Genomic DNA, 12886 nt, shown 5'->3' on the forward strand with positions numbered 1-12886 from the left:
CCGCCAGTCCCCGACGATGGACCGGATCCGGCCATGGCGAACGGGACGGTCACAGGTCGGGGGCGCACGTGACGACTGCACCAGCGGGACAGAACCGGGCGCGGGCACGCGGGAACGCTTCCGACGGGGCCGGGGCCGTGATCCTCGCCGCCTGCGCGATCTGGTCGTTGATCAGTGCCGCCGGGCGGGAGACCGGTCCGGAGGGCGTTCTGCTCGCCCTGCTCGCCGTCGCCGCGGGTTTCACCTGCGGCCGGATCTGCGGCACGCTGCTGCCGGTGGCGACGGCCACGATTGCCGCCGCCGGGGCGCTCCTCATGGGGCTCCTCTCGCGCCACGGCATGCCGGGCGCCACCGCGACGGTGGACACGGCGCCCGGTCACGCCGGGGCCGCCGCCGCGCTGCTGGTACTCGCGGCGGGAGCCGCCTGCTGCGCGGCGGCGGCGGCCCGGCAGGCCCCGCTGCGGTGCACGCTGCGGGTGCTGGCGCTGGGCGCCGCGTGCGCCGCGCTGTCGCTGCGTTCGGTGGCTGGGTTCGCCGCGGCGCTCGGAGTGCTGCTCTGTTCGCTGGCCGCCGCCAGGATGCGGCAACGGCTGCTCGGCCTGGCAGGACTCGCGCTGGCCGCCGGTCTCGCCGTCGCAACGTCATGGGCGGTCGCCGCCGACGCGCTGCCCCAGGGCCTGATGGTGTCCCTGGAAGGTCCGCTCACCCCGAACCGGGTGCTGCTCTGGCAGGACGCGCTGGAGCTGGCCGGAGAACATCCGGTACTGGGCGTCGGCCCCGGACGGTTCGCCGAACTGAGCCCCACCGTGGAGCAGACCGTTCACTCCGACGGCAAGCCGCACTCGGCACCGTGGCAACAGGCGGCCGAACAGGGCGTGGTGGGGGTGGTGCTGCTGGGGTCGGCCTTCGGCTGGCTGCTGTACGTACTGTGGCGGTCGCCCCGCACCACGGCCGTCGTCCTGGCAGCCGGCGCCGCGCTCACCGCGCTCGCGATGCTGGCGAGCGTCGGCAATGCCCTGAGCTTCACTCCGGTGACCGCGGGGGCGGGTCTCCTCGCGGGGCTCGCATCGGCCCGGCGGCCCATCGGCTACGACTCGGCGGGGCCGGACGATGAGTACGGGACGGACGGGACGGACGGGACGCGTCGACCGGGCGATGGCCGTCAGGCACCTGGTCCCAACGGTGTTCCCGGGCCCCGGAGGCCACGGACCGAGTCGCGGATCAGGCTCCGGCCGGCGCACCGCTCGTCGACAGGTGCAGGCGTTCGCGGATGAACCGTACGCCCGTCTCCGCGTCGTCGACCGTGATGGTGAACGTCCGGCCGTCACCGAGCCGGAGCACCAGGCCCTCGCCCCTGCGGACCACCACGGCCGTGCCCTGCTCGGGGCGCCAGCGGTAGCCCCAGCCGCCCCACTGGCGCGGGTTGACCTGGGGTACGAACTCCGCACCCACGACCTGGGTCAGCAGAATGCGGCGACGTGGGAGGCCCATGTGTCCGCAGCGCACTTCGAGGGCGTCCCCGTCGACCCTGACGGCCACGTTCACGAAGGCGAGGGTGCCGAACAGCATGAGCAGTCCGGCGGCGACGCAGCCGACCACGGCCATCAGCAGCGGGGCGACTCCGGACGTCCAGTTGGAGGTGACGGCCAGCTGGACGCCGAGCGCCAGGCAGGCGGCGCCCGCGGCGGCGAGCACCCACTGGGCCCGGTTGGTGGCCCTGCCGATCCATACGGCGGAGTGCGGGTCGGCTCCGGGGCGCCTCGGTTTTCGGGGGTGGTCCCTCATGTCAAGCAGCGTACTCAAGAACCCGCCCGCCGGGCATGGGTCCGGTGGCCCCGCGCCGGGTCAGCGGGCGGTGCTGACGGCCCCCAGCAGCCGCCCCTCGGCGTAGGCCAGAGCGGCTTCCGGCAGCTCGGCGGTGCGGCCGCCGAGGAGCACGGTGAGACTTCCGGCCGGTTCCGCCGACGGAGCGGGTGCCACCCCGATTCGGCGCAGCGCCTGGGCGGCGACGGCGCCGGCGGAACCGTGCAGCACGACGGGTGGCAGACCGGGCTGCCGCACGGCGGCGCGGATCCGTTCGGCGACCAGCTCGTAATGGGTGCAGCCCAGGACCACGGCCCGCACCTCGCGCGGGGTGCGCGCGGCGGCCGCGGCGATGGCCCGGTCGATCGCCGGCTCGTCCGCGTGCTCCACGGCGTCGGCGAGACCCGGGCACGGGACCTCGGTGACGGCGACGGAGCGGGCGAAGTCCCGGATGAGTCCGCGCTGGTACGGGCTGCCGGTGGTGGCGGGCGTGGCCCAGATCGCGACGGGGCCGCCACCGGCGACGGACGGCTTGATGGCGGGAACGGTGCCGATGACCGGCAGCGCGGGTTCCAGCTCGGCGCGGAGCGTCGGCAGGGCGTGGACGGAGGCCGTGTTGCAGGCGACGATCAGTGCGTCGGGCCGGTGGTCGGCGGCCGCGCGGGCCACGTCCAGCGCGCGGGCGGTCACGTCCTCGGGTGTACGCGGCCCCCAGGGCATGCTGCCGGGGTCACTGGAGAGCACCAGATCGGCGTCGGGCCTCAGCCCGCGTACCGCGGCGGCGGCCGCGAGCAGGCCGATTCCGGAGTCCATGAGCGCGATCTTCACCCGGTCACCATAGTCGACCGCCCTTGCGGTTCCGTCACGGTGGGGCAGACTGCGCCGGATGAGTGCCATTGCCTGGATCGCCGTGGGTTCGCTGGCCGCATGGGTGTGGCTGCTGCTGGGACAAGGGTTCTTCTGGCGGACCGACCAGCGGTTGCCGCCCCGGGAGGCCCCGGAGCACTGGCCTTCCGTGGCGATCGTCGTGCCCGCACGTGACGAGGCCGACATGCTGCCGGTGAGTCTGCCGTCGCTGATGGCGCAGGACTATCCGGGGCTCGCGGAGATCTTCCTCGTGGACGACGGCAGCGCGGACGGCACCGGGGACGTCGCCCGTGCGCTGTCCGTACGATACGGGGGCCTGCCGGTGACGGTGGCGTCGCCCGGTGAGCCGGAGCCGGGCTGGACGGGCAAGCTCTGGGCCGTACGGTACGGGATCTCGCTGGCCCGGGCCCGGGAGCCGGAGTATCTGCTGCTGACGGACGCCGATATCGCGCATGAGCCGGACAGTCTGCGGGAGCTGGTCGCCGCTGCCGTGCCGGGCGGGTTCGACCTGGTCTCGCAAATGGCCCGGCTGCGGGTGTCGAGCGTCTGGGAGCGGCTGGTCGTGCCGGCCTTCGTCTACTTCTTCTCGCAGCTCTATCCGTTCCGGTGGGTGAACCGGGCGGGGGCGCGGACGGCCGCGGCGGCGGGCGGATGTGTGCTGCTGCGGACCGCGGCGGCGGAGCGGGCGCGGGTGCCGGAGTCGATCCGGCGGGCGGTGATCGACGACGTCTCGCTGGCGCGGGCGGTGCAGCGCAGCGGCGGGCGGATCTGGCTGGGGCTCGCGGAGCGGGTGGACAGTGTGCGGCCGTATCCGTGCCTGGCGGATCTGTGGCGGATGGTGTCGCGGAGCGCGTACGCCCAGTTGCGGCACAGTGCGCTGCTGCTCCTGGGGACGGTGCTGGGGCTCGCACTGGTCTATCTCGCGCCGCCGCTCACGCTCGTCGCCGGGCTGCTGGGCGGTGCTCCGGTGGCGGCGTGGGCGGGCGGGCTGGCGTGGGCGGTGATGGCCGGGACGTACATGCCGATGCTGGGCTACTACCGGCAGTCGCTGTGGCTGGCGCCGCTGCTGCCGTTCACCGCTGTGCTGTATCTGCTGATGACGGTCGATTCGGCGGTGCAGCACCACCGGGGGCGGGGCGCGGCCTGGAAGGGACGTACGTACGCCCGTCCCGAGGCCGCGCCGGACCGGTGAGCGGAGCCGGCGGGGGCCGATGGCAGTGGTGACGGCCGGACCCCCGGGGGGTCATTTACGGCCGGGTGTCCAGTTCATGCCCCACCCGTAGGCGTAGTCGATGGTGCGCTGCGGGCTCACTCCTCGCTCGGGCACGAGGTAGCGGGCCTCGCGCTGCACCGTGAGGTCTCCCCCGTTGTTGGTGAGGAGCGCGAGCGCGCAGACGGTGGACGGGACGGTGCATTCGTCGAGCGAGAAGTCGATCGGGGCGCCGTGCTGGGGCTGGAGGGTGACGGTGGCATGGAGATCGGCGAAACTCCGGGCGCCTTCGTAGATGGTGACGAAGATCAGGACGCGGCGGAGCTTGTCCTTCTGGTCGAGGTTGACGGTGAGGTTCTCGCCGGTGGCCACCGCGCCGGTACGGTCGTCGCCGTCGAGATGGATATAAGGGGGCTGCCGGAGCGCGCCGAACGCGTTTCCAAGTGCCTGTACGACTCCCTTGCGGCCGTCGGTGAGTTCGTAGAGGGCGCAGAGATCAAGGTCGAGGTCCGCGTGGTTGGCGACCGCTCTGCCGAGTTTGCTTCCCCATCCCTTGAACTGTTTGCGCACTTCCCAGTTGAGATTGACCCGGAGGGCTCCCGAAGTGCCGCCCTGTTTGGCGAGGGAGACGGATGGCGCCTCCTTGGTGAGAGTCACCTTGGAGAGCCGGACGGGCGGGGCGGCGGGAGGCACGGGAGGAGCCGGAGGTGATACCGGAGGTGCGGGCGGAAACAGCGGTGCGGGCGGTGCCGGATGATCAACCCGCGTTTCCTTGCGGGGCTGTTGAGGCGACGACGGTTGGTGATACGGCTGGGGCCGCTGTGGTTCATCGACGGAAATACCGAAATCCGTCGCGAGACCTTCGAGGCCGGTGTCGTACCCCTGGCCGACGGCGCGGAATTTCCACGCGCCCTGGCGTCGGTAGAGCTCGCCGAGAATGAACGCGGTCTCGACCGTCGCGTCCGCGCTGTCGAAGCGGGCGATCTCCGAGCCGTCCCCCGCGTCCGCGATCCGTATGTACAGCCCCGCCACCTGCCCGAAGGTGCCCCCGTCCGCGGAGGCGGCGAGGACCACGCGGTCGATGGCCGGCTCGACGCGCGCCAGATCGACGGCGAGGCTGTCCATCACCGTGTCACCGGCGGTTCGCTTGCCCTCGTGGCGTACCGCGCCGGATGCGTGCGAGGGCTGGTTGTAAAAAACGAAGTCGGTGTCGCCGCGCACCTTTCCCGACACGAGAAGGAGCGCCGAGCCATCCACGTCCGGCGAGCCCGGGGAGGTGCGCCACCCCATTTCGACCCGCACGGCGCGAGCCGCCACCGGAACATTGGCACCTTTTAGCATGGTCATGCTCGCCCCCATCGTGAGTCCGGCTGCCCGGAGGTTTTCTCCGCCAACCTAATCCCCCGGCGCCGACTGCCGCACCTGAGGCAGTCGGCCGACCGGCTGCTGGAGGAGTTCGTCGACGGTGGGCAACCCGGCGACCTGGTCGCCGGGTTCCTGGAGCCCTTTCCGCTCCTGGCCATGTGCGATCTGGTGGGCATCCCCTACGAGGACCGCGCGTACTTCCTGCCCAGGGCGGATGCCGCCCTCGGGGCCATGGTCACCCTGGACGAGGGCCGCGAGGTCACCACCCAACTGCGCGGGTACATTTCCTCGCTGCTCGACCACAAGCGACGAAAGCCCGCCGACGACATCCTCACCGGGTTGGTCCACGAGTGCGGGCACGGCGCCCTGGACGGGGAGAGCGTGGTGGACTTCGGGCTCTCCATGCTGGTCGCCGGCTACCGGACGAGCACCATGTTCCTGGCCGACGCTGTGGTGGCCCTGACCTGACCGTGCCAGGTCAGTACGCCCGGCTGCGCGACGACCGCGGCCTCATGCCCGGCGCGGTGGATGAACTTCTGCGCTACATACCGGTCATGAACGGTGTCGTGGTCCTCCAGGCCGTCAAGGACTTCGAGTTGCACGGCCAAAGGATCCACACGGGCGACGCCGTGCTGCCCGTCCTCGCCGCGGCCAACCGCGACGAGCGGGTGTTCACTGACGCCGAACGGCTCGACCTGTGCCGCACGGACAACCCTCACCTCACCTTCGGCCGAGGAGCGCACAACTGCATCGGCGCACACCTGGCGCGGGCCCAGATGACCGTGTGCCTGGAGGCACTCCTCGACCGCTTCCCGGCCCTGCACCTGCCCCATGGACACTTCCCCACCTGGGACGACGAATCCCCCAGCAAGTCCCCCCTCACCCTCCCCGTCGGCTGGTGAGCGGCTCCTTGCCGAAGTCGCCCCCCGCCCGTCCGACGGATCGCGGTGTCGGTAGGCCCCCGGGCGTGAGGGACGCCCGAGGGCGGCGGATCGACTGACGTCGAAGGGGCCGCGCGGGAGCACCGATGGACTCCTCGCGGGCGCCTTCGACGCGGACCCGGCCGCCTGCGCGACGGCCCGGCTTCCGCCGTGTCCCAGGATCCGGGCCCCGGCCCCCGTCAACAGACGGCGCCGGCACTCGTCCGGGTGCGGAAACAACACCGCGAATCCCACAGGCGCGGTCTCGTCTGGAGCTTCCGTACCGTAGGCCAGGGCTACGACCACGGCCTCGACCACCCTTGCGCGCAACTACGGAGTCGATGTGACCGACCGAGGCCGTCGGGTCGGACGACGGACGGAAACGCCAGGCGACAGAATGAAACGTCAGACGGCGGACGGCGGCATCATCCGACGGGTCTCGCTACCAGCCGGCCTTTACCCCGTTGTAGGCCTTACGGCAGTCGGCGTTGGTGGCCTCCACGGCGAGCTTCTGCATGGCGTTCTGCCAGACCTTCTTGGCCGCCTTCTCCAACTCCCTCGTCTCGGCCGGGATGTTCGGGGCGTACTTCTTGATCGTCCCGATGGCGGAGGTGGTGAACTTGTTGCACGCGGGTCCGGCCGCGTTCCGGTAGCGGGTGTCCAGGTCCGTGGCCACCGCCTGGCCGTTCTTGGTGGCCCAGTTGTTCCAGGCCGCGCAGGCCTTCTCGGTGAAGGCCTGCTGGTCGGCCTCGCTCAGGTTCCCGACCTCGTTCAGCATCGCGTTCTGGACCTTGTCGGGGACCGTGAAGTCCGCGACGGGGAACTTGTCGAGGGTGGTGAGCAGCGCCTCCTGACACGCGGGAGGCAGCGGAGCCGCCTGCGCGGAGGCGGGGAAGACCAGGGCGGAGGAGGACAGAAGAGCCGCGGTGAGGAGCGTGCTCCGGACGGTGCGCGAAAGGGTCATGAGGGGTGATGCTCCTTATGTGACAAATGTGGTGGTCGGGCGAAGAATCAACGCCCGGTTGCAGAACGATCTCCGGCTCCCGCAGGTCACGGCGGCTGTCAGGCCGAACGTCCGGCGGCCCGCCGGTCAGGTGGGTCGTACACGCTGTGCGGCTGCGCCGGGCTCCGGCCTGTGCGCGGGCGGGTCCGCGTTCACACCGGGCCCGGAGTGGTCCGGGGTACGTCGCTTCCGTTCCGGTGGGAGTGCGTCGCGGGTACGTCGGCGGAAGACCATGAACCCGGCCAGCGCCGCCCCCAGGAGCCAGAGCAACTGGATCACGAGGCCCTGGGCCACGGGAGCGTCGGAGAAGGCCGCGGACATGCTGGCCTGCACCGCTCCGTACGACGGCAGGAGGCGCACGACGGCGCTGTCCGACCCGGAGCTCGACAGGGGGTTCTGCAGGGCGACGTCGATGATGCTGATCATCAGGATGGCGAACATGCCCTCCACCTCACGGCGGAGCACCGAGCCGAAGACCACTCCGAGCGCGCCGTAGGTCAGGGCGGCGCAGAACAGCGCGGCAGCGAGCATGAGGGGCTGCCGGGGGGACCAGGCGAAGCCGGCGGCGGCCGTGGCGTATGCCGCGACGGCCGCGCAGACCAGGGTGAGCGCGGCGAGCTTGGCAAGGACCAGGTGGTGACGCGGGTACCCCGCCATGGCCAGGCGCCGGTCGAAGGCACCGCCCGTGAAGGTGGCGGCGAACATCATGAACCCGGCGATCAGGGTGACCGCGTTCAGCGCTCCGGTGATCTGGGTGAGGTGATTGCCGGGCGGGGTCAGGACCTCGCCCGTGGCCCGCAGCCGGAACGGCGCCGGCCGGTCGGGAATGGTCAGGTAGGCCAGGGCGATCCACACGGGGATGTACAGCACCACCAGCAACATCGCGAACCGGTTGCGGGCGTGACCGATCAGCGCGTACCGGGAGGCCGTGGTGAACAGGGACCAGTGCCGCCTCATGCCGCCGCCTCCGAGCACCGGTCCTGGCGGTGGAGGCGCCCGTCCTCCAGGCGCCACAGCTGGTCCAGCCGCTCGATGTCGTACGCCAGGTGCGAGACGACCAGCACCGAGCGTCCGGCGTCGCGCAGCCTTGTCGCCAGCTCCCAGAAGCGCAGGTACGTCTCCCAGTCGAAGCCCTGGTAGGGCTCGTCGAGCAGCAGCACGTCCGGGTCGTGCATGAGCGCGAGGGTCAGGTTCAGCTTCTGCCGTGAGCCGCCGCTGAGCAGACCCGCGCGCTGGTCGAGGTACTCGGTGAAGGCCAGGGTCTCCATCACTTCCTCTGCTCGCCGCAGGTCCGTCAGCCCGAAGGCCTGCCGGAAGAAGTCCAGGTGCTGGCGGACGGTGAAGGAGTCGTCCAGGACCACGGACTGCGGGCAGTAGCCGAACCTGCCGCTGTGGTGCACCGAGCCCCGGTCCGGCCGGAGTTCACCGGCGAGGATCCTCAGCAGCGTTGTCTTGCCGGCACCGTTCTCCCCGACGATCCCGGCGAGGACGCCGTGCCGCAGCCGGAGGTCGACGCCCCGTAGAACGGCGTGCTGCCGGTAGGAGTGGTGCACATCTGTGACGTCCATCGCGCTGCTCCGTCGTACCAGGTCTTCCGGATTGCCACGGAAGCGGTACGCGTCTTCCGATGGGCGGCGGAACCGGTCCGCCCGTGCCCAACGAGCAGGCAGTGCAACGGAAACGGCGCCAGGAGCGGTTCCGTTCCACGGCGTCAATCCGGCGCACACCGCGTCACACGTGCGGCGGCTTTGCCGACGGAAACAGGTTTCGGGGCGACCGGGGCGAGATGCTGCTCGGCCGTCCAGCGGACCATCTGGTGTGGAGCCCGCTGTCCGATCTCCCGCGGTTCCTCAAGGGTCCGGCATTGCGGCTCCTCCTGCGGCACGCCCGCGGTGCCCCGGCTCGTTGCGGGCTCCCCGAACCGGTCCGCGGACCGCTCGCAGGCCACCCCTCCACCTCCGACGAACTCCTCGCCCAGCCGGCCCGGGGCGCGGTCACACCGAAGCCCGGCGTCAGTTCCTTCGGCCGGGACACAGCGGTCGAGCGGAGGATGCACACCTCCCGCGCTCTCATGCGGCGCGCGCCACGTCCGGTGAGCCTCGGCACGCTGCGGCTGCTCATGCGTCCGCGCCACGCCTCCCTCACCGGCACCTACTTCCCCGCGGCCGTGCCACAGCCGGTCCTCGGTGAGGCACGGTGGGACGGCGCGCTCGGGCTGGGCGCTCCCCTGCCCGGTCAGCTCTGCCATCTGACGCTGCTCAGGTACCGGGCCGAGTGCACGCTCTCCGTCGTCCACGGCACGGCCTTCGCCCGCGGCGCGGACCCCCCGGGGCTGTGACTGACGGCCCTGGCAGAACCCGAAGCGGTGGTCTGACACAGACGGCTCGCCCGGGGCCGCACCCGAGCGATCGGTACGGCCCCCGGCGCCTCGGCGTTCACACCGGCGCAGAGGTTCCCTCCAGTTCACCCACGGCCTGCTCCCACAGTTCCGGAAGCAGCTCCCCGAGCGGAAGGGCGCGGTCACCCACGAAGGACGACTCGGTCCAGTTACCGAAGAACGACAGGCCCACTCCGAAGAGGTGCCCGGGCACGAGCAGGGGGAGCAGGGCGACGCCCGTCACCCGGCTGTCCCCCAGACTTCCCTTCTCGGCGACCGGCATGGAAGTGGCCATGACGTCGGTGACGCGTGGGGAGAGCATCCTTCGCATGTACCACTCGGTCGGGCGGTCCGGCATGTAGTGGACCAGGTCCTGAATGGCCTGCCGCCAGGCCTCGCCCCGCAGTCTCCGGGTCGTGGCCATGACGTGCTCCAGGCGCCGCAGGGGCGAGTCGCCGTCCCGGGATCCGGTCCCGCGTTCCGGGGCGGTCCGCACGGGCAGCTCCAGCGGCAGGGCGAAGCAGCGGTTGCCCCAGGTCTGTTCCTCGTCCGGGCGGCGTGCGTCAACGGGCAGCAACGCCGTCACCCGAGGAAGCGGTACGCCGGACCGGGCCGACCAGGCCGACAACGCCCCGGCGAGCGCGGCCAGATGGACGTCGTGGGCCGATCCGCCATGTGCCGCAGCGATCCGGCGGAGGGCGTCCGCCGGTACGCGGCCCCGCCACAGCCGCCGCTCTCCCGTGGGGACGAAGGGGACGGCCGGACGGTGGCCGCGAACGGCGAGGGAGCCGGCCAGGAACATCGTGGTCAACCCGACTGCAGTGCCCACCCGTCGGGGCAGACCGGCCAGGCGGCCCTTCCTCGGCACCGGGCGGGCCGAGGGCTCCCCCTCGCCCAGCATGGCCCGGAAAGTCATCGCGGCGGCCGAACCGTCCTGGCAGGCGTGGTGGAAGCGGTAGCACACGGCGTACTCGTCAGGCACATGGCCGTGGACCAGCCAGATCCCCCAGTAGGTGCCGGGCGCGAACGGCGCGTCGAGCGCGGCGTGCAGGGCGGCGTCCCACCCTGCGGGGCCCTCTGCGACCACCTCGTGGACGTGCCGGTCGAGGGTGAAGTCCGCGTCCGGCCGCCACCGGGGGCGCCGTGAGCCGCCCTCGACCCGGCTCATGAGCAGCGGCAGCCGGCCCAGGCGTGAGCCCACGTACGCGCGGAAGTCCGCCAGGCTCGGGGGCGGACCGCTCAGGTACGCGACACCGCCGGCGTCCCAGCGGACGTCGGGGTGGCGGCGCTCCATGCTGAGGAACGCGCGGTCGACCGAGTGGGCGGGCTGACCGGGGAAGGGAACGGACCGGGCTGACGGATCGGACACAGGCATCGGAGAACTCCAGTTCGTGCCAGGGAACAGGCGGGCGGGGCGAGACCGGGCGCTCGGCCACCCCGACCGACCGGGACGGACCACTGCTCGGAAGGGCCGCCGACCCGTGCGCGTCCGCAGCGACGCCGAACGCGTCACCTCGGCCTGAATAAGTACGGTTTATATCCGGCAGCGGTGAACGGCCCTACTCGCCCGCAGCCCCCGAAGTACGCGCTCCCCGACCACCCCGCCGGGCTCGACGCCCGTCACCGCACACCCGCGGGGACACGGAGCCGCCCGGGACCGCCTGCCGGCCACCGCGCGCAAGATCACCCGAATGGGGGACAGTCCTCCGGGCGGCCCGCTCGGCCCCGACTGCTTCCGTTGCGTCCGTACGACCGGGCGCCCGGCTCGCGGCGGGAGCCACGACGAGCCGTCCGGGACACACACGGACCGTGGCGTGGGTACTTCATTCGGGTGAGCCCGTGCGATCGGGTGCTCCATCACCGTCCGCCGTCTGACACTGTGTGCGGAGCGCCAGTGGTCATCAAGCCCGTGAGAGGGCCTGAGCGGCCCCGGGCGGGGCCGGAGGAACCGGGGGGACCGGCGGACGCCCGTTGCACCGGGTCGGCCGGACGAGTTCAGGCCGCGCACGCCGCAACCGCCGGTGTCATGCCGTGCCGTGGAGCGGCCGGATACATCTCGCCCCTCCCCGGCCGCCGCAACGGCCCGGGCGTTCACCGCCCCCGCACGCGGCAGTGGTCCTGTCCCCTTCGGAGCCCTTGGAGCCAAGGTCATGCACGTCGCCCTCACCGGCGCCACCGGATTCCTCGGACTGCGCCTGCTGCGCCGTCTGCTCGACACGCACCGGTCGGTGACGGTCCTGGTCCACGCGGGGTCGGGTGACGCGCTGCACCGCATCACCCGGTTCTTCGCACTGACCGGCGTGCCCGAGACGTTCGTCGCCGAACTCCCCGACCGGCTGCGGGTGGTGGAGACCGAGTTGGCGCAACCCGGGCTGGGGCTGTCCAGGCGCGCGTTCCAGGAGTTGGCCGACGGTCTCGGCGCGATCTGGCACAGCGCGGGCAGCATCAACCTGGAGGGGGACCTTCCCGAGCTGCGCCGCACCAACGTCGAAGGAACCCGGCATGTACTGGAGTTGGCCGCCACCGGACGCGAGAGACCCGTGGTCCACCACGTGAGTACCGCTTTCGTCGCCGGGAGCCGGCGTGAGGGGGTGGCGTACGAGGACGAACTGGACGACGCGTACGGCTTCGAGAACGCCTACGAACGCTCCAAGTACGAGGCGGAGGTGTTGGTCCACGCGTGGTCGCGGGAGCACCGCCGCCCGGTCGTGGTGCTGCGGCCGAGCATCCTCGTCACGGACCTGCCGCCCCACCCGGAACTGCCCTCGCATCCGCTTCAGGTCATCGAGCGGATCCTGCGCGACGCACGGCGCACCGCCGGCCCCGGAATCCCGGGCCACGACGGCGACGGACCCGATGACCCCCACGGCACCGACCCGGGCCGCCGTCCCCGCGTCCGGTTGACGGGTCATCCGCACGGTCGGCTGAACCTGATGCAGGTGGAGCACGCGGCCGAGGTCATGGTGCGGCTGGCCGGCCGGACGCCCTCGGGCGGAGTCGACACGTACCACGTCGTCCACGACCGCGACGTGCCCGTGCTGACGATCACAACCCTGCTGGAACGGCTGGTCGAGTTGTCGATCGACCTGGTCGCCACGGAGCCGGACGACCCGTCGGCGCTGGAGGCGCTGGTGGACTTCTACCCGGGTCTGACGGCCTACCTGACCCACCGACGGCGCTTCGACGACACCCGGGTCCGGGCCCTGTTCGGGTCGTCGGCGGCCTCCGACCGGGTGGACCTCGACTACCTGTGGTCCGGCCTGGTCCCGAGGGACCGGGTTCCCGCCGGGCCGTCGCCCACCGCCGCCTTCCCGTCCGCCCGCTACGCCTGACCCGCACAC

13 protein-coding genes are annotated in these 12886 nt (G+C 72.0%); 6 read left to right on the forward strand and 7 right to left on the reverse strand.

Going from position 1 to position 12886, the window contains the following annotated elements:
- Positions 1-68: 68 nt before the first annotated feature.
- Positions 69-1274, forward strand: coding sequence for an O-antigen ligase family protein (locus OG936_RS01750; protein ID WP_406492031.1), 1206 nt, complete (start codon positions 69-71; stop codon positions 1272-1274).
- On the opposite strand, the gene OG936_RS01755 is transcribed toward OG936_RS01750, so the two are convergent.
- Both OG936_RS01755 and OG936_RS01760 read right to left on the reverse strand, forming a co-directional pair.
- Entirely contained in the window at positions 1222-1785 is a 564-nt protein-coding gene (locus OG936_RS01755; RefSeq protein WP_406492033.1) for a hypothetical protein, read from the reverse strand. The two genes, OG936_RS01750 and OG936_RS01755, sit on opposite strands and share 53 nt — an antisense overlap.
- A gap of 60 nt (positions 1786-1845) precedes the next feature.
- A complete protein-coding gene (locus OG936_RS01760) occupies positions 1846-2631 on the reverse strand; it encodes a glutamate racemase (RefSeq protein ID WP_406492034.1) in 786 nt (261 codons plus the stop codon).
- Positions 2632-2689: 58 nt separating this feature from the next.
- On the opposite strand from OG936_RS01760, the gene OG936_RS01765 reads away from it, so the two are divergent.
- Entirely contained in the window at positions 2690-3862 is a 1173-nt protein-coding gene (locus tag OG936_RS01765; protein ID WP_406492036.1) for a glycosyltransferase, read from the forward strand.
- A gap of 51 nt (positions 3863-3913) precedes the next feature.
- On the opposite strand, the gene OG936_RS01770 is transcribed toward OG936_RS01765, so the two are convergent.
- Positions 3914-5239, reverse strand: a complete 1326-nt coding sequence (locus OG936_RS01770; protein WP_406492038.1) for a TerD family protein — start codon at positions 5237-5239, stop codon at positions 3914-3916.
- 162 nt (positions 5240-5401) lie between these two features.
- Between OG936_RS01770 and OG936_RS01775 the strand changes: the two genes are divergently transcribed.
- On the forward strand, positions 5402-5713 hold the full coding sequence (locus OG936_RS01775) for a hypothetical protein (RefSeq protein ID WP_406492039.1): 312 nt from the start codon (positions 5402-5404) through the stop codon (positions 5711-5713).
- Positions 5714-5715: 2 nt separating this feature from the next.
- Positions 5716-6147: a cytochrome P450 gene (locus OG936_RS01780; RefSeq protein ID WP_406492041.1), complete on the forward strand. Its 432-nt coding sequence runs from the start codon at positions 5716-5718 to the stop codon at positions 6145-6147.
- 460 nt (positions 6148-6607) lie between these two features.
- Here the strand turns inward: OG936_RS01780 and OG936_RS01785 are convergent, their stop codons facing one another.
- From OG936_RS01785 to OG936_RS01795, 3 genes are all read right to left on the reverse strand, one after another.
- Complete coding sequence (locus OG936_RS01785) at positions 6608-7129, reverse strand: hypothetical protein (RefSeq protein ID WP_406492043.1); 522 nt, start codon at positions 7127-7129, stop codon at positions 6608-6610.
- Between the two features lie 126 nt (positions 7130-7255).
- Positions 7256-8125, reverse strand: a complete 870-nt coding sequence (locus tag OG936_RS01790) for an ABC transporter permease (RefSeq protein ID WP_406492045.1) — start codon at positions 8123-8125, stop codon at positions 7256-7258.
- Positions 8122-8736 (reverse strand): ABC transporter ATP-binding protein, encoded by a 615-nt coding sequence (locus OG936_RS01795; protein ID WP_406492047.1) that lies wholly within the window; start codon positions 8734-8736, stop codon positions 8122-8124. Before OG936_RS01795 ends, OG936_RS01790 begins: the two co-directional genes overlap by 4 nt.
- Positions 8737-8954: 218 nt before the next feature.
- On the opposite strand from OG936_RS01795, the gene OG936_RS01800 reads away from it, so the two are divergent.
- Positions 8955-9506, forward strand: a complete 552-nt coding sequence (locus OG936_RS01800) for a hypothetical protein (RefSeq protein WP_406492048.1) — start codon at positions 8955-8957, stop codon at positions 9504-9506.
- A gap of 97 nt (positions 9507-9603) precedes the next feature.
- Here the strand turns inward: OG936_RS01800 and OG936_RS01805 are convergent, their stop codons facing one another.
- Positions 9604-10920, reverse strand: a complete 1317-nt coding sequence (locus OG936_RS01805; RefSeq protein ID WP_406492050.1) for a wax ester/triacylglycerol synthase domain-containing protein — start codon at positions 10918-10920, stop codon at positions 9604-9606.
- A 775-nt stretch (positions 10921-11695) separates the two neighbouring features.
- Here OG936_RS01805 and OG936_RS01810 point away from each other — a divergent pair.
- Positions 11696-12877, forward strand: a complete 1182-nt coding sequence (locus OG936_RS01810) for an SDR family oxidoreductase (protein WP_406492052.1) — start codon at positions 11696-11698, stop codon at positions 12875-12877.
- The last annotated feature ends 9 nt before the right edge of the window (positions 12878-12886 follow it).

The organism is Streptomyces sp. NBC_00846 (genome assembly GCF_045207325.1).
In the GTDB taxonomy this organism is placed as follows: Bacteria; Actinomycetota; Actinomycetes; order Streptomycetales; family Streptomycetaceae; genus Streptomyces.

Coding starts and splice junctions, on each gene's coding strand:
- OG936_RS01755 (WP_406492033.1), bottom strand. CDS start 1,785: ATGAGGGACCACCCCCGAAAACCGAGGCGCCCCGGAGCCGACCCGCAC.
- OG936_RS01765 (WP_406492036.1), top strand. CDS start 2,690: ATGAGTGCCATTGCCTGGATCGCCGTGGGTTCGCTGGCCGCATGGGTG.
- OG936_RS01770 (WP_406492038.1), bottom strand. CDS start 5,239: ATGGGGGCGAGCATGACCATGCTAAAAGGTGCCAATGTTCCGGTGGCG.
- OG936_RS01775 (WP_406492039.1), top strand. CDS start 5,402: ATGTGCGATCTGGTGGGCATCCCCTACGAGGACCGCGCGTACTTCCTG.
- OG936_RS01785 (WP_406492043.1), bottom strand. CDS start 7,129: ATGACCCTTTCGCGCACCGTCCGGAGCACGCTCCTCACCGCGGCTCTT.
- OG936_RS01790 (WP_406492045.1), bottom strand. CDS start 8,125: ATGAGGCGGCACTGGTCCCTGTTCACCACGGCCTCCCGGTACGCGCTG.
- OG936_RS01795 (WP_406492047.1), bottom strand. CDS start 8,736: ATGGACGTCACAGATGTGCACCACTCCTACCGGCAGCACGCCGTTCTA.
- OG936_RS01800 (WP_406492048.1), top strand. CDS start 8,955: ATGCTGCTCGGCCGTCCAGCGGACCATCTGGTGTGGAGCCCGCTGTCC.
- OG936_RS01805 (WP_406492050.1), bottom strand. CDS start 10,920: ATGCCTGTGTCCGATCCGTCAGCCCGGTCCGTTCCCTTCCCCGGTCAG.
- OG936_RS01810 (WP_406492052.1), top strand. CDS start 11,696: ATGCACGTCGCCCTCACCGGCGCCACCGGATTCCTCGGACTGCGCCTG.